The organism is Candidatus Pantoea deserta (assembly GCF_003813865.1).
GTDB lineage: Bacteria > Pseudomonadota > Gammaproteobacteria > Enterobacterales > Enterobacteriaceae > Pantoea > Pantoea deserta.
The window spans coordinates 57,705-81,160 of sequence record NZ_RMVG01000020.1 but is presented as its reverse complement, the minus strand read 5'-3'; the positions used below and the strand labels follow the sequence as shown (position 1 = coordinate 81,160).

Sequence of the window (23,456 nt, the reverse complement as noted above, 5' to 3'; positions counted from 1 at the left end):
TTGCTGCACCAATATTTAACGACGTGCTATTACAAAAAAATTCAATAGTATCATATTTTTTCTTTATGTATTTAAGTGCAGAGAATAAAAATTCTGCCCTAGCATTATCAACTAAATAGACAGTTGTCTGAAAACTTGTAGGCTCAAGCCTAGCTTTCCCAGCTTCTTGCTTGATATCGTTATTACCATCAGAATTTACATTGTTAATGTAAAACAAAACGCCCACATCTTTCTTAGTGGCACTACCTTTTATTTGCGCTGTAACATGCCTCTTTAGATCAGATTTAGAGTAACAATCAATAGTGCCAACAATATCTCTCATATGATCTTTGAAAGTAGACCTGACTTTTTCATAGCCTTTTGAGGAATATTTTGCTGATACAACAATGCTATTAATTGTCCTTTTCTGCAATGGTGAGTCATATACAAAAAGAGCATCAATACCATGAGTAGCTTTATCATGATCTTCAACATGGCAGACTAATTCCTTATTGCTGCACATATTCCTCCAACCAAAGAGCAGCAAGAAATCGCTTACTATTTTTTCACCTACATCACCAACATATTTGGAAAATTCACCCACGCGACTTCCTTAACAAAATTTAATTTTATGTATATTATGTCACTTTTCTCATTGACATCAATAGAATTACATAAAAGCACGCGATATATTTTTTTTAATTATTTAAAATCAATTAGTTAACACCAAGCGGGGGGTTACATCTTTGCTTTTCTAAAACTTGATTACTCATAAAAATCTAAACATAAGCTCAAGGGAATATGAAGCGGTATAAATGATACGACGACCTGGTGATCCCAGCATTGAGGGTTAGCAATACTAGCCGAAGCGGGATTAAGTCTAAAATTTTATGCTGACAACAAGCAAGTGAGAAGTGAGAAGTGAGAAGTGAGAAAAAGATGTTTAATCATGTCAAAATATAGTTCAGCAATTAAGTACGCTCTGACTAATATGCGTTTCAAAGGGGATTTTCTAAAGAGGTTTTCCTTCAGCATTACCGCGAGCGTTACAGCACGACGGTGTATCCGCCATTGTGGATGATCACTGAAGGGATGACCTTTGGCGCATGGTCAGTTATCTATGCAGATATTCCTGTAAGCGATCAACGTGACATTGCGCGCACGTTTTGCCTCCACAGTAACAAACTTCTTGGTTCTTGGTTTCACACGCTTTCACACCTACATAACCTGTGCGCGCATCATAATCGCGTAGAACCGCCATTTTATGGTTTCTGCTCCCAAACATACCAACGGCGATGAGGACCATTTTAACGGACGCAAGCATATGCTGTATTATAGGCTGGCTATCCTCAAGTATCTATCCGATCAGGTCTCATGGAACATCGGTCTTAAATAGCAGCTTGATACGCTTATGGCGCAGCCGCCAGCTTATGTTTCGTGGGAAAAATGGGATTTCCCGGGAACTGGCGTGACGATCCTCTCTGGACCCGTACCGTTAATCTACTCGACCATAGCGCACGACTAGATCTGCCTGAAAGCTGAGAAGCCTACGCTTTCGCGGTACAATCGCCAGACATAAAGCGAGGATGCAATGAAATTACTTCCTGAAAGCCTAAGATTCGATTGGTCACGACAGCAGGATGAGCTGCCGGCCGACGCCATGGATCGCGCGTCTCATGCCCGCTTTCTGACCTCACTTCTGCTGTCAAAAAGCGAAACGGGTTGCTACGTACTGAACCTCAACGCTAGCTGGGGCGCGGGTAAATCCTGGTTTCTGCGCCGCTGGCAGGCTGAGATAAGCAGTGTATATCCGACCGTCTACGTAGACGCATGGAAAAACGACCATCTGAAGGACCCGCTGCTGAACGTTGTGGCCGAAATTCGTCGCAGCCTCATTGCCCGTACCGATAAAGCGGCGCTTGATTCCCGGCTGCTGAAGGGAACGTGGCGTCTGTTTAAAGCCGTTGCGCCAGAAGTTACTAAAGCGCTACTCAAAAGCCGGCTCGGCATTGATTCAGATGCCCTAGCAAAAATTTTGAGTGGCGATAGCTCAGCAGACGTTGGCGCAAAGCTGGTCGAAGCTGCGCTACAGGCGCACGATGAGGCCGGCAATAGCGTAGAGGAGTTTCGGGAAGGCATCGCTGGCTGGCTGCGCGCCGTCATCAATACCGCATCCCCACCGCTGAGCTATCCGCTATTTGTGTTCATAGACGAGCTGGATCGCTGCCGCCCAACGTATGCTGTTGAGATGCTTGAGACTATCAAGCACATTTTCAGCATTGAACACGTGGTGTTCGTGATAGCCACCGATAAGGCTCAGCTGCAGCACTCTATCAAGGCGATATACGGTAGTGGATTTGACTCGCGGCTGTATCTGGATCGCTTCTTCAACCGTTCTGTGACGCTCAATGAGGTCAGCCGGAAATCTTTTATCCTAGAGCGCTATCGTCAGCTGACGCCGTTTCGACATTACTGCACCAACGAGCCCGGTGCCATTCTGCTTGAAGACGCACACGAGCGAGAGGGCGCGGTGATTGAAATCCTGACCGGCATTGCAGACGGATTTTCCATGCAACTGCGCACGGTTGATTTATGGCTCGATCGGCTAGCCGCGGCGGTTGCGGCCACGGTGAAAAAGCCGGACGTGCCTTTCCTGGCGTTTCTGATGGCGATTGAGACACACGCACCCGAAAAGCTTGAAGAGGTGGCGCAGGGACGTCCCGTGTTTGCCACGCAAGGGGTAACGCCACATGATGCCCTGTCGTTCAAAGCATTCACACTGCAGCTGCGATGGAACTATCAGCTGTGCGAAGAGCACATCGCAGGCGATCTGGAACGTTTTGCCGGCCGGCTGCAGCAGATGTTTGGCTCAAAAATCGGTATGGTGCACTATTTCCATGCGCTGATGGCCGGACTGATAGAGTCTGACAGAGGACAGAACGATTCTGTGGCGTTTCTCAGAAACAGTTTTAGAGAATATCTCAGCAATCAACATCCGCGCACCTCAGTTTATCAGGGCGACAACGCAGCCAATGCATACCATCAGGAGGTTACGCACATCCTCAGGCTGAGGCATGCAAAAAACACCCTCACCCTCGGGGACTATTATGCTCTGTGCCGCTTGGCAACTCATCTCGAGTAAACAACACGACGCTGGCGTCAAGGGTGGTCAAAACTAGAGGGAACATTTTCATAATGATGCAAACATTTTATTTAACATAAATAGCATTAAGCGAACTTATAATGAAAGTCCAATTTGATAATGTCACTTTTTAGCTAGTTCATAATGTCACCCAGATGCGGCGCGTTTGCCGCCTTTCCGGGAGATCTCTACTGATACTGGTGACCACGTCGAACAAAGAACTTCACCGTCTTCCCCGTCATTCAGGCTGTTATTGAAAAACGTCTGGGTCGCCGTGATGCGGCCTCTTAGCTGGATCTTACCGAGCGACAGGTTCAGCGGCTGATGAACCGCTACCGCGAGTCTGGTGCAGCCGGTCTAACCGACGCACGGCGTGGAAAGCCTGGCACGCATCGCATCGATGAGGCTCTGCGGCACCGCATACTGACGCTGCTACGTGAAAATTACGTGGGTTTGAGTGTCCTGATATGGCGGCTTCTGGTGCGGACTTTTTCACATTAAACGAAGTTAACCGGCTTAAAATGATTCAGGACGTTGGCGATCGGCGGCTGACCGGCGGCGTGGCAAGCCATGTAACTATCAGCTGCCTGCAGACCTTGCAGAAAACGCGATTAAGATTATCCGCGGGCGCCACTCAGACTTAGGTCCGATGCTCGCCTGCGAGAAGCTGGCCGAGCTGCACGGCGTGACGCAGTCCAAAGAGACCGTGCATTTGCGTAAGGCAGCGGACAAACTGAAGTTTTAAGTCCAGCAGGTGTAAGCCTCAGCATTGCCTTCAGGTAATGCTATCATGCACTTTTCGCTTGCTTTCTATACCTTATCATGCACAGGCTATCCCCATTTTCTGTGGATAAAAAATATCTACCTTCAAAAACTGAAATACTAAATTTAATGATCATATTCAAGCTTTGACTTCTGAGAAGAAAAGAAGATGTGTAACAGGCTCTTAGGGAGATGACTGAAAGGACGTTGGTCTAAAATCTATGGTTGAACGATCTTTAAGCCACGCAGTAACGTACTTGCTTCAGATATTTTTTCATACCGGTCACATTTATAACGTCAAGGGTATCCATACCGCCCTTCAGCAGCTTACGGGCAATTTTCAGGCTGGCTTCATGTACACCTTCAAGTCGACCTTCCTGTTCAAGCTGCGGTGCAATCGTAATCAGCTCATCCTCATGTGCACTAGTTCATGAGTAATGGCACTAACCTCAGCTCTTACACCCGTTTGTTGTATCATGCATAACGGTACTTGAATTTTTTGAATTCCTGGCATGGGGCTGGATATACACTTGCCCTTTTCAAAATAAAATAAGACAGATAAATTAATTGCTTAGTTGTGTAGCAGACCCCGTCAGCGCCTCAATAACTGCATTTACTGACGGTTTTGATGCCGTTCCTTTGGGTAAAGCAATGAACACTTTCCTCGTTAGGTTCGGGCTTATATGCACAACGGACAGCCCCTCCAGATTACCATTAACATTGAGCATCAAGGTCGGCAGGAGCGTCACAATGTTTGTCTGCCTGACAAGATTAAGAGTTGCCGCCGAGTTTTTATAGTTTGCAATGACTCTGGGAACCACGCCAGCGGCGTGAAAAGCCCTGATTAAAAATGAATGGTAATGGACCGCTGACAGGTTTAGCGCCCAGAGCTCATTGGGCATCTCCTTAAGGCGCAGAACTTTTCTACCCGCCAGCCGGTGCGTCCCTGACATAACAGCAACAAACTGGTCGGTGCAAAGCGGATAAAAGTCCAGCTTTTCGCTATAGGGACCGGTTTCAACCATATCGTCAATAATGGCAAGATCAACCTGATTTGCTGCCGCTGCCTTAATTGCCTCTGGTGGTTCAAGCTCAACGACAGAGACTGTGAGCTGAGGCCACGCTGCGGTGAGCTTTTTTATGACATCAGGTAAAATGCCAACCCCGGCGGAGCCAAAAGTTGCCAGACGGATTTCCCCCACAACCTCGGCCTTTCCCTGCGCCAGTTCTGACTCAATGTCATTAACCATCCGAAAAAGTTCATGTGTGCGTTCAACCAGCCGTTTGCCAGCAGGAGTAAGTTCAATACGTTTGCCAATCCGCTCAAACAATATGGTATCCGCTTCTTGCTCCAGCTGTGCCAGTTGCTGGGACACTGCAGGACGCGTCAGGTGTACGGCCTCTGCTACAGCGGTAATAGTTCCGAGTACCGACAGCTCAGAGAGCAGATGGAGGCGACCAAGATTTAGCATAACTCCCCTTTCTGTCCTTATGGCCACCCGAGCCTGTTGATCAGTAGAAGAAAGAACGAACCACAGTATTAATGAGCTGTGTTACTGCCAGGTGTGATTCAAAGGGTATCCCATCAACGTTTGCATCCGTGACTCCCTCAACTGAATTGATTAACCCGACGCTCACGCCCCGACGCAGCAGGCGCGCCTCCATTTCGGGAGTATGCAACAGGCGCGGATTTTTTTCACGCGCGGCCATAGCAGCTACAATGGCATAACAGCCCCAGTTAGAACATGCGGCTGTGACCAGTACGTCTGTCTTAGTCACGGCACCGATACCGCCACCACATTCGCAAGATCCATCGGAACCAAACTTTACAGCCTGCTGCACAGCAGATTTTACAAGTCCCATGCCGATTTCATTGCCACCATCGCCAACGGCCACGGTTTTAATGCCACGTCGATGCGCTTCATCAAAGACAAAATCAATTCTTGCACGCTGCATTCCATAATCAATACCACGCATGCTGTAATATATTCCGTTTCTGTTGCGTCCAACACGCTCGGTGGAGAAAAGCAGAGCTGGTTGACGCGCATCCAGTAGGTCAATAGCTGCCTGAGGAGCCTCTTCATTGGTTAAGGGGAAAGATTCTACGCAGACGGTTGCCAGGCTTTTGTCCTGAGTGGCCAATACTGCTTCGCGGTAAGGCAGCACTGTCAGACCTGATTCAGTTAGAATTGCCTCCATAGGCGCACGCAGCGTTTCTTCAATCAGCACTGTGCAGGTCACGTTTCGCGAAAGCACCAGCGCACGTACAACCGATGCCAGACCTGCAGGGCCGTCATTCTCACCAATAGTCGGTGATAACCACGCCCGGGAAACCGAACCTGTGGTCACGATAACATTATCACCTGGTTTCAGCGCAAGCATGGCATCTGCCGCCGCGCCTGTAAGGGGGGTACCAAGTTGCTTGCGAGCGCTGGCAAAGAGCTGCTCCACACCCCGTCCACCAAGATCCAGTGAAATTAATTGATCAAGGCGATTATCGAATGCGTTCATCTTGTTCATACTGGTTCTCCCAGAATAATGTCAGCCATGGCATCTGTGTCGCCAATGATGGCAGCCACTTTATCAAGCGACTCATCTATTGCTCTCATAATCGCTACACTGCCTCCCACACGTGCAATAGCGCTGGCCGCGGGTTTAAGGCGCAATGACACTCGCGCGCCGGGTTGGCCGTGCGTATTAACAGTCAGAATTCCGTAGTCGCGTAGCAGGATCATGCCCAGCGCAGCGGTCGCTTCGGCAGGAACGATATGATTATCACTGGCCGCAATGCCAGCACGCCTGAGAATGATGTCCAGAACGTAATCTTCATGCACCATCGGCCCAAGGTCGCTGGTCTGTACGCAGTCACCAAGCAAAGCATGCAAACCGGCAGCCAGCGCTTTACCTGCTTCGGATTCCTGACGCAGGTGTGTCGGATCGTAATGCTCAAGAGAACGTACAACACCTGCGATTATCGGGGCACGGGCTTCCATACCATATTCCGCGCCTTTAGCAGATGCGGCGGCAACATACATTTTTTTTCCGGCCAGAATGCCTGCCCGAGGACCCGGCAGGCCAGCTTTATCGCAGTTGGTCACTGCCAGATCAGCTCCGAATTCCAGACTGCGCTTCCCGCCGTGCAAAATAGTGCGGAGGCGCGCACCATAAGCTTCATCAAGAAATACGATATTTCCACTCCGCCGGCAGTGGGAAACTATGGATTGAGTGATGGCGTCCCCCATACGTTCCAGGCTGCTGGTAACGGTGGTCACCACGACCAGTGCTGGCCGATGGAGTTCGATTGCTGCCTGCCACTGAGCATCCCCCTGCATTTCAATTACTCTTACGCCAGCAAGCTTTGCGCCACGGTTCACCGAGGCATGTGAGCGGCCGCCTGGAGGCACAACGGAGATAACAGGCTTATCAGCTGCAAGAGCAGCAATCACCGAAACAATAGCAGCACTGGTGCGATTAAATATTGTGACTGCATCACCTTCTCCACCGCCTAGATGCGCCAGTGCCAGCTCGCTCAGCCGTTCGGCTACAAGCCCCGGCCCCACCCACTCTTCACATGTGGTACTGAGGTCTTCCGGTGTTACCAGATAATCGCGCTGATTGCCGGTAAAAATGCCGATGGAGTCTACGCCCTGTTCTCTGATGCGCTTTGCGGCCACCGTCTGTCCGTGACGGAGCCTACGGCCTTCATCCACGCTGCTTCGGATAATATTTCCGCGCGCAAAGCTAACGACGGGATCAATCATAAAACCAAAGCTGTCTCGGGCTGCGGCGTGGTCACCTTCATTTATGGTATGTTTCATATTCATTTTCCTGCGAATAAGTGATTACAGTGAAATGCTGACGATGCTGCCCAGCATCAGGGTAAACGCCATATGCGTCTCGAGATCAATTCCATCTACAGCATCGACCTGCCGAGATGTGGCCCCGTCTCTGCCACCAGCTACGACACAGGCCTTGATAAGCTGCTTTTCACATTCCGGAAAGTGCGTTAGATCCTGGCGCCTCAGCAACCATGCCAGCGCTGCAGTCACTGCATATGCTCCCCAGTTTGAAACGGAAGAAGCCACCACGATGTCGGTAGCGGTTACGGTTATTACACCGGAAGGAAATTTGCCCAGAGACTTTGCGCCATATGGATGCGCTTTCGCCACCTGCTCCCTTACCTCACCAAATCCCACTTCATTTCCTCCATCGCCAATACCCACTGTAAGCACATTTCTTTCCCGTGAAAGGCTGGCCAGCAAATACAGGTGTCCGACCTGGTCGGGAGTGCGATAATCCCCACGCACGCCGTGAAAATAGCCTTCAGCGTTAGGGCCATCGCGTTCAACGAAGATCACCGCCGCTGGGCTGAAACGTTCGAAGATCTCAGACGACAGCCGTTTGCCTTCAGCCAGTCCCTTTGAAAAGGCAATAGTGCTGATCGATCCTTTTCCCTTCAGATACGGCTGTATGACATCGCAACAGGCCTTAACCGGCAGCATATGGTCATCTTCAGTGGCAATCAGGACGCGGCAGCCAAACCCATCTGCAAGAATTCTGGCAAGTACTAGCGCCCCTGGTGGGCCATCGGTTTCTCCGAAAGGCAGATTTGGCGCAATCCCTGCGCCAGTGGCAATTACAACTACTTTATCGGGAGCCAGAACTAAGGCCAGCCGGCGAGCCGCCAACATCGAGAGCGGCTCGCCATGGTATGCCCGGCAAATGCGATAAAGTTCGCTCACATAGCCAGATGGCAATCCTTTGCCGCGAAGGGGGCGCATTTCCAGCGACATCAGCTGGTCAATTCGCTCACCCACGATTTGTTCGTGATTCGCTGGAGTCATCATTTATTGATATCGATCCTGTAGGTTTCTTTTGTCAGAAAAATGCAGAACAGAGTGATCGCGGCGGCTGCAATGACAAACCATGACACTGCTGATGAGTTGCCTGTTGAGGTAATAAGCCAGGCCGCGATAATAGGCGTCGGCGCACTGGAAACGATGCCTGAAAGTTGATAGGCCGTGGATGCGCCGCTGAAGCGGTATCTGGTCGGATACTGCTCTGCATAGATAACTCCGTGCAGCGAGCCCGTGGAGGCATGCCCCAGACCAAGACCGAGACTCAGCGCAATAGTGATGTACACCGGATTGGCCGTATTAAGCAGCTCGAAAAAGGGGAAGGCATAGCAGGCAAAGAACAGGGTGCCAAAGCCATAGATGACTTTGCGGCCCAGTTTATCGGACAGCCAACCGAATACCGGCTGCATCAACAGATCGACTGCAGCAGCGATAAGCAGGGCATTAGATGCCACGCTACGAGGAATCTGTAGGTGTTCAGTGATGTAACTGAGTGAATAAACCGTAATAAGGAAGTAGCCAACGTTAGCCACGGTCTGAAAAAAAGCCATTACGATAGTTTTCTTTTTCTCATACTTAATCACGTTCATAAGTGGAGCTTTGTCAATATCGCCTTTGCGAGCAATTTCCTCAAATCCTTCCGGTTCGCTGACCTGCATACGGATGTACAAGCCAACACCCAACAGTGCCAGACTGAAGATAAAGGGCAGTCGCCATGCCCAGCCAAAAAACAGTTCATCTGGCAGCGATGAGACCAGTGCGAACGCACCGGCAGACACCAGCAAGCCAGCCGGAACGCCCATCTGCATGGTACTGCCCCATAATCCGCGGCGCCCTTTAGGGGCATGCTCTACCGACATTAACGCCGCGCCACCCCATTCGCCGCCGAGAGCAAACCCCTGGATAATACGCAGAAGAATAAGCAAAATCGGACCGGTTTCTCCCCCTTGTTCATACGAGGGTAAAAAGCCAATAGCGGCCGTGCAAAGGCCCATAACCATCAAGGTAAAAACCAGCAGCTTTTTACGGCCCATGCGGTCCCCGAAGTGGCCGATCACCATGCCGCCGACTGGACGCACAACAAAGGCGACCGAGAAAGAAATCATAGACATCAATGTCGCCATCGCAGGAGACAGGTTGGTAAAAAATACGTGAGGAAACACCAGTGCCGCTGCGGTGCCATAAATGAAGTAGTCGTACCACTCAATAGTGGTACCGATGAAAGATCCCCATGCTGCCTTCACGGATGTTTTCGAAACTGTGTCAGAACGAACGTTTTTTTCGTCATTATTCAACGTATGGATTTGAATATTCTGGCTCATGTCTTACCTTCCCGGATGGGCCGGACACCCGCAACGGCTGCGCCCGGTCTGGTTATTATTAGACGTTTATGGTGACGCTTTTCCTTGTGGTATAACTTTCCAGTGCGCTTTCAATAGAATATTCAGCGCCAATTCCGCTGCGTTTCGCTCCGCCGTACGACATACCGGGGATCTGTCCGCCAGCACGATTAACCTGCAGCCAGCCCGCGTCGATCTGCTCCGTCACACGAAACGCTGTCGTTACGTCCTGGGTGAAAACATAGGCTGCCAGACCGTATACGGTGTCGTTTGCCATGCGAATCACTTCATCTTCAGTCTCAAATGGAATAGCGACCAGAACCGGTCCAAAAATTTCCTCTCTGCAGACGCGCCAGCTGTTATCGATACCAGTCAGTACAACGGGAGAAGGCGCAAAGCTTTTTGCCTCATTAACCGGCAGGGGAATCTCACCTAATAGAACTTCTGCGCCCTGATTAAATGCATCTTTGATAAAATTGCGGACTTCGCTGTAACGCTCGGCATTAATAATGGCGCCAATATCCGTCTGCTCGTCCAGTGCGTCACCTATCTTCATAGCGCCCAGTTTTGCCACTATGCGTGGCATGACGTCATTCCAAACGGTCTTATGCACATACAGACGGGAGCCGGCGGTGCAAGACTGGCCCTGTCGGGCGAAGCGCATAGCTGCAATTACGCCGTTGACGGTGTTGTCTATGTGTTGAGGAGTGGCCGCATCAGCAAAAACGATGCAGGGGCTTTTGCCGCCCAGTTCAAGCGTTGCACGACCAATGCGGTCCGCCACAGCGTGCGCAACCAGCTGACCTACTTCAAGCGACCCCGTAAAGGAAACCTTGGCAATATCTTCATGGTTAGAAAGGGGAGCCCCTGCATCAAGGCCAGTGCCTGTCACAATATTGAAAACACCGGCCGGGAAAATGTCTGCAGCCAGTTCTGCAACTTTCAGTACAGCCAGAGGCGCGTCTTCAGCTGGCTTCAAAACCAGCGTATTACCGGTGCCCAGCGCCATGCCTATTTTGACTGCAGCCAGCACCAGCGGTGAATTCCACGGAATGATTGCGCCAACCACACCCAGTGGTTCACGAGTGGTGTAGCTGAACAACCCAGGCCCCAACGGCAGAGTTTCACCTTTCTGCTCAGCGATTACACCACCGTAGTAGCGCAATACCTCTGCTGCGCTTTGCGTTTCCGGACGGCTTTGCGTACGCAGAGCATTGCCGGTTTCTGCTGCCAGAACACGAGCAATTTCTTCGCAGTTAGCCGAGATACGGTTGCCCAATTCAATCAGCATGGCACCACGGGTTCGTGCTGCCAGACGACGCCATGACGGAAATGCCGCTTTTGCGGAAGCGATTGCGCGATCTACATCCGTTGCCTGACTCGCGCCAATTTTAATAATTTCACTGCGGAAGCAGGGGTTAATTACTGATAATTCCTGACCTTCTGCTGTCTGCTGCCATATTCCATTGAAGAACAGACCCGTTCTGCCTGCTTTTGGAAGATGCAGTTCATGATTTATGCTACTCATTGTTTTCTCCTCAGTTCAGCGTCAGACGCAGGTTGATCAATTCTTCGTATAGTTCGTTAACGCTCGTTGAGTCCTTCCCACCCAGACCTTTCAAACGTGCAGCGTTATAGGTCTGCAGAACGAGCTGGCCCAGCGGCATTGAATAATTTGAAAATTCCTTGAGGCACAAAGAAATATCCTTATGCATAAGGTCAATAGCAAAATTGGCAGGTCGCTCTTCTGTGAAAAGCGTTTTGGGCAGGTAGTCCAGCATTTTGCTGCCAGCTAACCCGGCAGAAAAAACCTCGCACAATACTTTAAGGTCTGCGCCAGCCTTAACGCTGACTGACATCACTTCCCCCAGCGCAACGGTGTTTATTGCTGTGAGCAAGTTATGGCTGAGCTTAGTCAGTTGGCCAGCACCGGTTTCGCCGCAATGAACAATGCGCGAAGACAAAACTTCGAGCACAGGACGTGCACGGTCAATCACCTCTTTACAGCCCCCAATCATTAACACCAGATTGCCTGAAGCAGCCCCGGCCACGCCGCCGCTTACCGGAGAATCCAGGAAGTAGACGTTCTTACGCGCGCACTGTGTGGCGATTTCTTTGGTTGTGGCAGGATCTACTGTGCTGAAGTCGATGACGATAGCGCCTGGTGATACCTTATTCAGAACACCCGTCTCACCCACGACCGCATCGATGAAGGTCGCCGGTGATGGCAGGCTCATCATGATAAGTTCAGTACCTTCTGCGGCTTCCTGTGGATTGCCTGCCGCAGTTGCCCCCCGTTTTTTCAGATCATCAACTGCCGGCGTGTAAGGGTCATAAATGCTTAGCTCATGGCCAGCTTCCAGCAGGCGGTAAGCCATGCGGGAACCCATACGACCGACTCCAATAAATGCAATTTTCATCTGTACCTCACGGATTACATAGTGCGGTTCCCTGCCAGATGAACCGCGGTTATTTCAGTTCTGACTGGTAATGAAGGAACTATCCGATGAGGTATATGGAAAGAAAAGTGGTATATATTTACTTGATAGGAAAGAAAAAATTACGGGTCCATGTTAGGGCTGGGGCTGCATCTATTAGGTGCAGTTGTAGCCCAGTTGTTAAAACGATTGCGCGAAAAAGAACGTTGGACTTGCACTAGTTTGGTGCAAAAAATCGATTCCAAAAAATTTTATCCCGTCAACAAACCTTTCATGGGATTTGTGTGATGTGGAAACTTGTTCGGGAATGGCAGGAAAAAAAATGTGGGTGCCGCCAGGCACCCGGCGCCACCGACGAGGCTTCTTATGAGCATGATGGCCATAAGCTGTACGCATTAGTTGACTCAGGGTAGTCAACATGGCCGCCTTCCCGTATTAGCGCAGATGTCCAAATCGACCTGAACCAGAGATTTTACGGTACAGATTTTGTAACTCTAAACAGTATCCTTGCTTATTCGCCCAGGTAGATGTCATTACAATTTCTGTTGATAAAGTCATAACAATAAGTTTATTTTTTTCGGTATCAAAAATCCTTTTAAACTACTTTTCACAAAAGAAATGCATAATTTAAAAATAGAATAATTAAGGGCCTTCAAATATCTGCAACTCTAAATTTAAGAAATATTGCATAAGGATTAGTACACGTCGGGTGTCATGACTGCCTACAGTGGCTGCAAAGTAAAAAATTCAGAACGTTCATGTTCGTAACCTGTTAGGTAAGACTCTCGATTCAGCATTGGCAGCTCCTCCCATGATTAGGGGAGGAGCTTTTTGCCAGATTTTCAAACCTGCTCTGATTGAAACAGATTATTGCCAGTACACAGAACGTCATATGTAAAATTATCGCAATCGCCATCTTTACTACTAGCCAGCGGCTTAGGCTGATGCCAGCTGTTGAGAAAACTACATGTACTGGCGGTAGGCTTTGTGTTGCATCCGCAATAAGCCTTTTGGAGCACATTCTGAAATTAAAGAGTTACTTACAGTTTCATTAAAAAGCCGGACAAAGGCGTGCTTTTCACTCTCCTTATCTTATTAAACCTGTCAAATGCCGGAAAATATGCTGCAGATTGTGATATGTGGTTCTGATCACATCTGTAAAAAATAGACGCCTACCTTGTTGGTCTTTTGTTGATCTAAAGAACCGTGAAAGACTAGATTGATGACTCATGTTAACAACCTGTAATAACCAAACCTCCGGGTAACCCCCTACTTCTTACTCATTCAGACAAAGCAATAGTCTGGAATAAACGCAGAGAAAGACGATGGTCAACATCACTGAAACCAAAGCTAAAGCTTCAGAAAAAGGCACAGAGAATCAGCCGGGCTGGGTGAAAATCTGGTGGAAACTCATGGATTTTGACATTGGTATAATTCCACTACCGGTCTACATCGTCATGGTTGTTCTGATGATCAGCTTCACAGCTATCAATGGGATTACTAAAGAGCTGGCAATGGTTATCGCCATTGCCGCTACATTTGCCTTTACCCTGGGTGAAATTGGTAATCGTCTGCCTCTGTTGAGGAATATTGGTGGCGGTGCGGTGCTGGTGACGTTTGTGCCCTCTCTTTTGGGTTATCTGGGCTGGATACCTCAACCCATGACCGACAGCGTAGGCGAGTTCTTTAAAACCAGTAAAATTCTCAACCTGTTCATTGCTGCTGTCATCGTAGGTTCGATCCTGAGTATGGATCGCTCATTGCTGATTAAAGGCTTTCTGAAAATCTTTGCTCCGCTTGCCGCAGGCACGGTCTGTGCAGGCATTATCGGGACAGGCGTTGGCGTGTTGATGGGTATCGACATACATGAAACGTTCTTTTATATCGTGGTACCTATTATGGCTGGCGGAGTTGGTGAAGGAGCAATTCCACTGACAATTGGATATTCGCAAATCCTGGGGCACGATCAGGGAGAAATGCTGGCGAAAGTGATGCCTGCCATCATGGTTGGCAACCTGACAGCGGTTATTCTTGCTGGCCTGCTGGCAAACCTTGGCAATCGTCTGCCGCACCTGAGCGGCAATGGTGTACTACAGCCGGGCGCTGAAGATTTGCTGGGCAAACAGCCAAAAGTCGATAAAGGTTGTGATATTCGCGCCGTTGCTGCAGCGGCTATCGTGGCGGTCATGCTGTATCTGGTTGGCGTGTTGATGCATGACCTGTTGAAGTGGCCGGCTCCTGTTGTCATGCTGTTCCTGGCAGTGTTGCTAATGCTGTGCCATCTCATTTCTCCACGCATTCAGGCGGGCTCTGCTGTAGTCTATAAGTTTGCACTGACGGCGATGGCTTTCCCGATTTTGTTCACCTTCAGCTTAGTTCTGACACCATGGGAAAGTCTGATTGCGGGCTTCGCACCAGCAAATCTGATAACCATCGTGGCAACGGTGTTAGCCATGGTAACAGGCGGTTTCTTTACTGCTCGCTTCGTCAATCTTTATCCCATTGAGGCGGCAATTGTTACCAGTACTCACAGCGGGATGGGCGGTGCGGGCGATATCGCTATTTTGACAGCAAGTAACCGCATGCGCCTTATGCCATTTGCGCAGATTGCTACACGTATCGGCGGTGGCATTACTGTGGCGCTCGCCCTGATCCTGATGCATCTGATGTACTGATATTCAGGCTACATCAAAAAAGCCCGGACTCTGTCCGGGCTTTTTATTTTGCCTGTTTCTCGCGGGAGGCATCTGAAAGGTGCATACGCATATAGTCCGAAGCAGCTTCTCTGTCGTCTTCAAGTAGCAGTCCAATAAGAACCAGATGCTCCTTACAGCGTCGAAGAGCTTGCTCACGGTCAATAGCTTTCGTGTATTCCATCAGGCGACGTACACGGTTTAAACGCCGTAATGAGTCGAGGATAAACATGTTGCCGGAACAGGCTGCAATGGCTTCATGCAGCCGGGTGTTGGCATCAAATATTTGTGCCGGCGTAACTGAGAAAATGGCCCCGTTACACAGCCAAACCTGCTCTTCCTGACACTGAAGAATGCTGGTCTCATCCAGTTTGAAAGTCGGTTCAAGAATTCCGGCTGGTTCGATAATTTTCCTGAAACGATAACTTTCGTTATAGGCCCCACCGGATGACATTGATTCTGCAAACATCCAGCCGTGTCCGGGCAGACGCTCTATCCAGCCTTCATGATGAATTCGCAAAAGAATATCACTCAGCAGACTGCGGGTAATGCCGTAGCGGCGCATCATTTCATTCTCAGTGACCTTCTCTGGTAATTCACCGGTCAGCCTGTCACTGGCAATTTTAAAATAGATTTCATCCGCATTACTTTTTACCGGCTCCGTAAAAGGTGAGCAGGAAAGCGCACCTTCCGCCACCACATAGCCACCTTCCGGGTGCCGGCTAATCAGCTTGTTGTCAGCCATCTTTGCCAGGGCAGTTCGAACAGGGGAGCGGGAAACCCGCAGATGCTCTGCCAGAGCACGCTCAGGAAGGCGCGCGCCGATAGCAAGTGACTGGTTATTAATATACTGAATAATGCTCGGAACCAACTGCGCTGACAGCGTCTGGGGCATAACGACTTACCCTGTAGAAAATCAAAATCCAACTTTAACCCGAGAGAGTTAAATCCGTAAATTTGTTACAGACTCACAAATGTGACTCCGATTACAAAAAAGTACCACAACAATTGTTTCACACTCATTTTATGGTATTTTGATTGAACAAGATACCAAAGAGGTGAGCCATGTCAGGGTCAGTTTTGCCGGAAAACATCTTCGGGTCATGCGACAGTCATGTACATCTTTTTATGCCCGATATCTTTTCCTATTCCAGTGACCGTCGCTATACACCAGCCCCTGCAACGCTGATTGATTTAGCTGCTCATAACGAAATGCTAGGCGTAACGCACAACGTGCTGGTTCAGCCCAGCTGCTATGGCACAGATAACCGTGCGCTTCTTCATGGCCTGACGGTTTTAGGCTCGGAACGTGCCCGTGGCGTCGTCGTTATTGACGTTGACCATGTGGCCGATGAAGAGCTGCGCGCGCTGCATCTGAAAGGGGTCCGCGGCATACGCCTTAATCTTTCCGTTTCGGGTCAGGGTGACATCGCCCGCATCCGCGCTGAAATGGACAGAGCGGCAGAACGCATTGGTCCGATGGGCTGGCATATGCAGATTTTTGCCAGCCCGACCCAGTTGGCCCTGCTGCTGCCGATCATTCGCGACAGCAAAGTTCCTGTTGTCCTGGATCATTTTGCCGGCGGCGCCGCGCTGGCTGACCAGATTACGGAGCTGCTCCATCGCCCTGACATCTGGGTAAAACTCTCTGCGCCAAGCCGGGTATCAAACGTGCCCGATCATGCCGATCTGGCAAGCGTGGTTAAGCGTTTTGTAAGCGCGGCGCCCGATCGCCTTATCTGGGCATCAGACTGGCCTCACACGGGCGGCCATGGCCGCCGCAGCGGCTCGATTGACGATATTGAACCCTTTGCTGCCGTTGATGACCGGCAGGATCTCCACCGCCTTGCCTGGTGGATCGATAACGGCGACCTGTTCCGCCGCATTCTTACCACTAACGCGTACGCGCTTTACGATTTTTGAAACTGAAGAGAAGGCCGAATCATGATTGTTACTGTTAATCCCGCTACAGGTCGCCCGATTGCTGAATATCCACTGCACTCATCTGCTGACGTTGAGAAGCGTATCGCAGGTGCGTACGACGCGCAAAAAGCCTGGGGTAAGAAGCCGGTATCCGAACGCGTAACCCTGCTGAACAACGTGGCCGAGGTGCTGCGTCGTAACAAGGCTCATTATGCGGCAACCATCACCGAAGAGATGGGCAAGCCCATTGCCGAAGCCGAAGCCGAAATTGAGAAATGCGCAGTGACCTGCGAGTTTTATGCAGAAAGCGCGGGGAAATTTCTGGGTGACACGCCCGTGCCGAGCAACGCTACTGATAGCCGCATCGTTTACGATCCGCTTGGGGTTGTGCTGGCCATTATGCCGTGGAACTACCCGTTCTGGCAGTTCATTCGTTTTGCCGCCCCTGCACTGGCTGCCGGTAACGGCGCCCTGCTTAAACATGCGAACAATGTTGCCGCCTGCGCTATTAAGCTTGAAGAGCTGTTCCGCGAAGCCGGGACGCCTGAAGGCCTGGTTTCGACGCTGCTGATCAATGCATCCGACGTGGCGGGCGTGCTGGCAGATGATCGCGTGGCAGCCGTCACGCTGACGGGTTCAACGGAAGTGGGCAAAATTGTCGCTTCCCAGGCGGCCAGCCTGATGAAAAAACAGGTTCTTGAACTGGGCGGTTCCGATCCCTTCCTTGTTCTGGCCGATGCCGATGTCGAACTGGCCGCAAAAATGGCGGTAAAAGCGCGCTTTTCTAACACCGGACAGAGCTGCATTTCATCCAAGCGCTTCATCGTAGACGCAACCGTTGCAGATAAGTTCGTTGAGCTGTTTGTCGAAGGCGTTAAGCAGCTGAAAACTGGCAGCCCAACCGATCGAGATAATACCATTGGCCCGATGGCGCGTGAAAACCTGCGCGATGCGCTGCATGCACAGGTTGAGCGAAGCGTTCAGGAAGGAGCAACGCTGGTTATCGGCGGTCACGCTGTAGATAGCGAAGGCTACTTCTACCTGCCAACGGTGCTCGATAACGTCACGCCTCAGATGACTGCGGCTATTGAGGAAACCTTTGGCCCGGTAGCCGCTATTATCCGCGTGCAGTCTGAAGAAGAAGCGATTGCCGTGGCCAACAACACCGAGTTTGGTCTGGGTGCGGCTGTCTGGACCGGCGATGTTGAAAACGGCTACCGCGTCGCCCGCCGCATCGAGGCCGGCGCCGTATTTGTTAACGGGCTTGTCGCTTCCGATCCACGCCTGCCGTTTGGCGGGATCAAGCAGTCTGGCTATGGTCGTGAGCTGGGCGAGCTGGGCATCCGCGAGTTTACCAACGTCAAAACTCTGTGGATCGGACCCGCTAAATAAAAGAGGTATATGAGCATGATCAAAACAGAATCGAATTCTTATCTGCTGCATCCGGCAGATATTAAAAAACACGATCGTGGCGGTGGTGCGAGTACTACGCCCCTGGTAACGGCAGGCATGGGTGCCAGCGCATTTATCACCGGCTATACCGAATTTGCGGGTGGCGCAAAAATCCCTTTCCATTTCCATAACTGTGAAGAAAGCGTGTTGCTGGTGGAAGGGAACGCAATCTTTGACATCGACGGGCAGGAATTTGCGATCCAGCCACAGGATGTCACCTTCATCCCGGCTGGTGTTCCACATCGCTTTCGCAATGCTTCGGAAACGGAGCCAATGAAGATTATGTGGGTATACGGTTCACCAGATGCTAACCGCACGCTGGTTGAAACGGGCGAGACACGGCCAATTGCGGCAGAGCATAAAAGTTAATTACCAGGTTTAAATAAAGGAAAAGTTATGAAATTTCTCGTTCTGCCGGGCGACGGTATCGGTCCTGAAATCATTGAATCAGCTGTAGCTGTGCTGAAAGAAGTCGACAAAAAGCACGGTCTGGGCATTGAGTATGACTATCAGGACATCGGCTTCGCCAGCCTGGAAAAATACGGCACCACGCTGCGCCCTGAACTGCTGGAAAGCGCACGCACCTACGAAGGTATTTTACTGGGCACCATTTCTCACGCCGACTATCCCAAGCCAGATAAGGGCGGTATCAACGTATCGGGTGCATTCCGTGTCGGTTTAGACCTTTACGCCAACGTACGACCGGCTCGTACCCGCCCTTACATCACCAGCAACCTGCGTGAAGGCAAAACCATGGATTTGGTGATCATGCGCGAGGCGACGGAAGGTTTCTATCCTGACCGCAACATGTCTCGCGGCTGGGGTGAAGTGATGCCAAGCCCGGACATGGCGCTTTCTACGCGTAAAATTACCCGTCACTGTTCTGAGCGTATTGCCCGTCGTGCGTTCGAGCTGGCAGCCAAGCGCCGTAAAAAAGTGACTGCTATCCATAAAGCGAACAGTTTCCACATGACTGACGGCCTGTTCCTTGAAGCTGTGCGCACAGTGGCCAAGGATTTTCCTGACGTGCAGCTCGACGATCTTTTAGTTGACGCCTCAACCGCGCACCTTGTGCGCCACCCGGAACGTTTTGACGTGCTGGTTGCGACCAATTTTTACGGTGACATCCTCTCTGATTTAGCAAGTGAGTTATCAGGTAGTCTGGGTCTGGCCGGTTCGGTCATGGCGGGAGATCACCAGTGCTGTGCGCAGGCGCAACACGGTTCAGCACCTGATATTCAAAACCAGGATAAAGCTAACCCGACCTCTATGATCCTGTCGGTAGCTATGCTGCTTGAGTGGATTGGCGAAAAGAAAGAGTTACCTCTGTGGAAAGAAGCGGGTACAACAATTCACAACGCGATTGAAAAAGTACTGGCTGAGCCCGAAAACCGCACCGTTGATTTAGGCGGCAGTACAGGGACCAGGGCTTACACCGCTGCGGTCATCAAACAGATCCATATCCTGTAGGCAATTGTCTGGATAAAGGCTGCGGACAGGGACGTCCGCCTGATTAATGCAAAAAACGAGAGGCAAAAATGCCAGAGATTGTGGTATATGCGGTAGAAGGTCGTTCTGCCGAGCAAAAAAAAACGTTGATGGTAAAAATCACCGAAGCGGTCGTTGACAGCTTTGGTGTTGATAAAGATCGCGTCGTTGTGTCCATTGTTGAAACCAAAGCGGCAGATAAAACGCGTGGCGGTGTGCTCTACAGCGAACGCAAAAAGTAAAACCTAAAAGCGGGCGCTGACGCCCGCTTTTTTTATAAGGAAAAAAGAATGATCCATGTCATTGCGATAATCACAGCCAGACCCGGCATGCGTGATGAAATTATCGCTCGCGTTCAGGAAAATATTCCAGCCGTTATCGCTGAAGAGGGCTGCATCGAATATCGTCCGGTCGTTGATCTGTCGGCGGAAGCCGCCACCGGCTTCGGTTCCGATACGCTGGTAATTATTGAAAAATGGCGTGATGAAACCTGTCTGAAGGATCATGCAGCCGCACCACACATGAAAAATTATGCTGAAAAAGTGAAGAATTTCATTCAGGAACGATCCATTCGTATTCTGAAAGACATCTGACATAACCCGCTAGTTTATTTAAGCGCAAACTATTGGCTTCACAGCCAATGGCTTGCTCTTGCTCACTGAATGCTCAAAACACTTATCCGGAGCCTGCAGATGACCACGCATTCTCGTTTAAGCCAGCAGCTGGCGAATTACGGTATTACCACCTCCGCTGACATTATTTATAACCCCGATTACGTCACCCTGTTTACTGAAGAGACACGCTCTGATCTAACCGGCTATGAAAGAGGTGTGGTAACTCACTCGGGCGCAGTCGCCGTTGATACTGGAGAGTTTACCGGTCGTTCACCGAAAGATAAGTATATCGTGCGTGATGACACCACGCGCGACACTGTCTGGTGGTCGGATCAAGGCAAAGGGAAAAATGACAACCATCCTCTTTCACAAGACATCTGGGAGCATCTTAAATCTCTGGTTTGTCAGCAGCTTTCTGGTAAACGCTTGTTCATTATAGACGCCTGGTGCGGTGCCAATGCCGACACTCGCCTCGCCGTGCGTTTTATTACCGAGGTAGCCTGGCAGGCTCACTTCGTAAAAAACATGTTTATTGCGCCAACTGCGAGTGAACTGGAAGGTTTTACGCCTGATTTCATCGTGATGAACGGTGCTAAATGTACCAATCCAGCCTGGCAGGCTCAGGGGCTTAACTCTGAAAATTTTATCGCTTTTAACCTGACGGAAAAAATCCAGCTCATTGGCGGGACCTGGTACGGTGGCGAGATGAAAAAAGGCATGTTCTCGGTCATGAATTACCTGCTTCCTCAACAGGACATCGCCTCTATGCATTGCTCTGCCAACGTCGGCCAGGCGGGCGACGTTGCCCTGTTCTTTGGCCTGTCTGGAACAGGTAAGACCACTCTCTCGACCGATCCTGCCCGTCAGCTGATTGGCGACGATGAACACGGCTGGGATGACGATGGCGTGTTCAACTTTGAAGGCGGCTGCTACGCCAAAACCATCCATCTAAATCCACAGGCAGAGCCTGAAATTTATCAGGCAATCCGCCGCGATGCGCTGCTGGAAAACGTGGTGGTACGCGCAGATGGCAGCATAGATTTTAACGATGCGTCCAAAACTGAAAACACCCGCGTAACCTATCCGATTAATCATATTGAGAACATCGTCAAGCCCGTATCCAGAGCCGGACACGCCCGCAAAATCATCTTCCTGACGGCTGACGCGTACGGCGTACTGCCGCCCGTTTCTGTACTGACTGACGAACAGGCGCAATACCATTTCCTCTCGGGCTATACCGCCAGGCTCGCCGGAACCGAGCGCGGTGTAAACGAACCCACTCCGACTTTTTCCGCCTGCTTTGGTGCCGCGTTTCTGAGCCTGCACCCGGTGCGCTACGCCGAAGTGCTGGTAAAACGCATGAAGGCAGCAGGGGCAAAGGCCTATCTGGTGAACACAGGGTGGAATGGTCAGGGAAGCCGCATTTCGATTAAGGATACTCGCGCCATTATCAATGCCATCCTGCGTGGTGAAGCGGATAATGCACAGACCTTCACGCTGCCGATTTTTAATCTGGCCGTACCGCGCGGGCTTAATTCCCTTGCACCAGAGATCCTTGACCCGAGGACGTCATGGGTGAGTGAGCAGCAGTGGCGGGAAAAAGCGCTATTCCTTGCCGACAAATTTATCACCAATTTTGAAAAGTTTACCGACACCGCTGCAGGTCAGGCTCTTTCAGCGGTTGGTCCGTCAGATAAATAAAAAACATCTTACCCTGTACCTGTGAAGGAAATACACATGATTTCACGTCGTTCTTTATTAAAAACTCTGCCTCTGGTCGGCGTGGCTGCGGGCGTCAATGCAAAGCTGAGTTGGGCTGCGGCGATATCCTCTGACAACTTCGCGACTAAATTGACATTTATTCCGCCCTCTGGCAGCTGCGACTGTCACGTGCATGTTTTTGACCCGGAACATTTCCCCTTTGCGGAAGAACGGGTCTATACCCCAGACCATGCCCCCATCAGCGATCTTGAACGTCATCTGAAAGAGCTGCATATGGATCGCGTGGTGCTGATTCAGCCCAGCCCTTATGGTACGGATAACCGGTGCATGCTTAACGCCATACAGGTTCTTGGCCAGAAAAAGGCGCGCGGCGTGGCCGTGGTTGACGATGACATTTCTTCTGAAGAATTGCTGAAGCTGCACGAGCAGGGCGTGCGTGGCTTGCGCCTGAATATGGAAGCGCGTGCTGGCGGTAAACTCAGCGCGGAAGAGAGCGGTAACTATTTGAAGAGAATGGCGGGTAAGATCAGCTCGCTGGGGTGGCATCTGCAGATTTATACCAGTCTGCATGAAATAGCCGAGCTAAGTGCCACAATCACAACGCTGCCCGTTCCGGTCGTCATTGACCATCTTGGCAAGCTGAAAGCAGAAGAAGGCGTACAGCAACAGGGTTTTAGCGAGCTGCTCACCCTGCTCGACTCCGACAACGTTTACGTAAAACTTTCAGCACTCTACCGCGTGACGAAAGATTCCACCTGGCAGAACGTTCGCCCGTTTATCGACGCGCTGGTTTCCCGCAAACCTGAACGCCTACTCTGGGCGTCTGACTGGCCGCATACCATGCCAGCTCCTGGTAAAAAACGCACAAAAGAAGGTATTGAGTATTTCTATCCAGTTGATGATATTTCCATTCTAAATGCTTTTGGTTCATGGCTGACTTCTAAGGAGATATGCACTCAAATTTTTGTAATTAACCCAACCCGGCTTTACTGGACGATATAGCTTTCACATAATCATTTATCCATTTTAATGAAAATGGTTTGTGGA

At 50.4% G+C, this 23,456-nt stretch carries 18 protein-coding genes and 4 pseudogenes; 13 read left to right on the top strand and 9 right to left on the bottom strand.

Features of this window, described 5'->3' with window-relative positions; all coding sequences use genetic code 11:
* The coding region (locus tag BBB56_RS20025; protein ID WP_505541178.1) for a PD-(D/E)XK nuclease domain-containing protein at positions 1-583 on the bottom strand (583 nt) is incomplete at its 3' end.
* A gap of 419 nt (positions 584-1,002) precedes the next feature.
* Here BBB56_RS20025 and BBB56_RS23985 point away from each other — a divergent pair.
* The 4 genes and pseudogenes from BBB56_RS23985 to BBB56_RS23840 all read left to right on the top strand — a co-directional run.
* Positions 1,003-1,278 (top strand): annotated as a pseudogene (locus BBB56_RS23985) (Abi family protein); the annotation flags it as partial.
* A 292-nt stretch (positions 1,279-1,570) separates the two neighbouring features.
* Positions 1,571-3,121 carry a KAP family P-loop NTPase fold protein gene (locus tag BBB56_RS20015; protein WP_123802678.1) on the top strand — a complete coding sequence of 517 codons (1,551 nt, stop codon included), beginning with the start codon at positions 1,571-1,573 and terminating at the stop codon, positions 3,119-3,121.
* A 155-nt stretch (positions 3,122-3,276) separates the two neighbouring features.
* A pseudogene (locus tag BBB56_RS20010) lies at positions 3,277-3,568 on the top strand (helix-turn-helix domain-containing protein); the annotation flags it as partial.
* A 20-nt stretch (positions 3,569-3,588) separates the two neighbouring features.
* A pseudogene (locus tag BBB56_RS23840) lies at positions 3,589-3,830 on the top strand (ISNCY family transposase); the annotation flags it as partial.
* A gap of 616 nt (positions 3,831-4,446) precedes the next feature.
* Here BBB56_RS23840 and BBB56_RS20000 read toward each other — a convergent pair.
* From BBB56_RS20000 to BBB56_RS19970, 7 genes are read right to left on the bottom strand one after another with little or no spacing between them, the layout of a single operon-like run.
* Positions 4,447-5,355 (bottom strand): LysR family transcriptional regulator, encoded by a 909-nt coding sequence (locus BBB56_RS20000; RefSeq protein WP_123802677.1) that lies wholly within the window; start codon positions 5,353-5,355, stop codon positions 4,447-4,449.
* A gap of 40 nt (positions 5,356-5,395) precedes the next feature.
* Complete coding sequence (locus BBB56_RS19995; RefSeq protein ID WP_123802676.1) at positions 5,396-6,403, bottom strand: glutamate cyclase domain-containing protein; 1,008 nt, start codon at positions 6,401-6,403, stop codon at positions 5,396-5,398.
* Entirely contained in the window at positions 6,400-7,701 is a 1,302-nt protein-coding gene (locus BBB56_RS19990; RefSeq protein WP_123802675.1) for a PLP-dependent aminotransferase family protein, read from the bottom strand. Before BBB56_RS19990 ends, BBB56_RS19995 begins: the two co-directional genes overlap by 4 nt.
* A gap of 24 nt (positions 7,702-7,725) precedes the next feature.
* A complete protein-coding gene (locus BBB56_RS19985) occupies positions 7,726-8,730 on the bottom strand; it encodes a glutamate cyclase domain-containing protein (protein ID WP_123802674.1) in 1,005 nt (334 codons plus the stop codon).
* Positions 8,727-10,061, bottom strand: coding sequence for an MFS transporter (locus tag BBB56_RS19980; RefSeq protein ID WP_199756273.1), 1,335 nt, complete (start codon positions 10,059-10,061; stop codon positions 8,727-8,729). The genes BBB56_RS19985 and BBB56_RS19980 overlap by 4 nt, the downstream gene beginning before the upstream one ends.
* A gap of 58 nt (positions 10,062-10,119) precedes the next feature.
* Positions 10,120-11,607: an aldehyde dehydrogenase family protein gene (locus BBB56_RS19975; RefSeq protein ID WP_123802673.1), complete on the bottom strand. Its 1,488-nt coding sequence runs from the start codon at positions 11,605-11,607 to the stop codon at positions 10,120-10,122.
* Positions 11,608-11,617: 10 nt separating this feature from the next.
* Complete coding sequence (locus BBB56_RS19970; RefSeq protein WP_123802672.1) at positions 11,618-12,499, bottom strand: NAD(P)-dependent oxidoreductase; 882 nt, start codon at positions 12,497-12,499, stop codon at positions 11,618-11,620.
* 1,343 nt (positions 12,500-13,842) lie between these two features.
* Between BBB56_RS19970 and BBB56_RS19965 the strand changes: the two genes are divergently transcribed.
* The gene (locus BBB56_RS19965) at positions 13,843-15,192 is read left to right on the top strand and encodes a 2-hydroxycarboxylate transporter family protein (RefSeq protein ID WP_199756272.1); all 1,350 of its coding nucleotides are present in this window, start codon (positions 13,843-13,845) and stop codon (positions 15,190-15,192) included.
* A gap of 43 nt (positions 15,193-15,235) precedes the next feature.
* On the opposite strand, the gene BBB56_RS19960 is transcribed toward BBB56_RS19965, so the two are convergent.
* Positions 15,236-16,105, bottom strand: coding sequence for a GntR family transcriptional regulator (locus BBB56_RS19960; RefSeq protein WP_123802671.1), 870 nt, complete (start codon positions 16,103-16,105; stop codon positions 15,236-15,238).
* 170 nt (positions 16,106-16,275) lie between these two features.
* Here BBB56_RS19960 and BBB56_RS19955 point away from each other — a divergent pair, with 170 nt between their 5' ends.
* The 8 genes and pseudogenes from BBB56_RS19955 (at position 16,276) to BBB56_RS19920 (ending at position 23,411) form a co-directional block, all read left to right on the top strand.
* Positions 16,276-17,133 carry an amidohydrolase family protein gene (locus BBB56_RS19955; protein ID WP_123802670.1) on the top strand — a complete coding sequence of 286 codons (858 nt, stop codon included), beginning with the start codon at positions 16,276-16,278 and terminating at the stop codon, positions 17,131-17,133.
* A gap of 21 nt (positions 17,134-17,154) precedes the next feature.
* Positions 17,155-18,525 carry an NAD-dependent succinate-semialdehyde dehydrogenase gene (locus tag BBB56_RS19950; protein WP_123802669.1) on the top strand — a complete coding sequence of 457 codons (1,371 nt, stop codon included), beginning with the start codon at positions 17,155-17,157 and terminating at the stop codon, positions 18,523-18,525.
* A 15-nt stretch (positions 18,526-18,540) separates the two neighbouring features.
* Entirely contained in the window at positions 18,541-18,954 is a 414-nt protein-coding gene (locus BBB56_RS19945) for a cupin domain-containing protein (protein ID WP_081134944.1), read from the top strand.
* Positions 18,955-18,981: 27 nt separating this feature from the next.
* Positions 18,982-20,055, top strand: coding sequence for an isocitrate/isopropylmalate dehydrogenase family protein (locus BBB56_RS19940; protein ID WP_123802668.1), 1,074 nt, complete (start codon positions 18,982-18,984; stop codon positions 20,053-20,055).
* 65 nt (positions 20,056-20,120) lie between these two features.
* Positions 20,121-20,315 (top strand): annotated as a pseudogene (locus BBB56_RS19935) (tautomerase family protein); the annotation flags it as partial.
* 48 nt (positions 20,316-20,363) lie between these two features.
* On the top strand, positions 20,364-20,666 hold the full coding sequence (locus tag BBB56_RS19930) for a putative quinol monooxygenase (RefSeq protein ID WP_123802666.1): 303 nt from the start codon (positions 20,364-20,366) through the stop codon (positions 20,664-20,666).
* 99 nt (positions 20,667-20,765) lie between these two features.
* On the top strand, positions 20,766-22,388 hold the full coding sequence (pckA, locus tag BBB56_RS19925) for a phosphoenolpyruvate carboxykinase (ATP) (RefSeq protein ID WP_123802665.1): 1,623 nt from the start codon (positions 20,766-20,768) through the stop codon (positions 22,386-22,388).
* A 36-nt stretch (positions 22,389-22,424) separates the two neighbouring features.
* Positions 22,425-23,411: an amidohydrolase family protein gene (locus tag BBB56_RS19920; RefSeq protein ID WP_123802664.1), complete on the top strand. Its 987-nt coding sequence runs from the start codon at positions 22,425-22,427 to the stop codon at positions 23,409-23,411.
* Positions 23,412-23,456 lie beyond the last annotated feature (45 nt).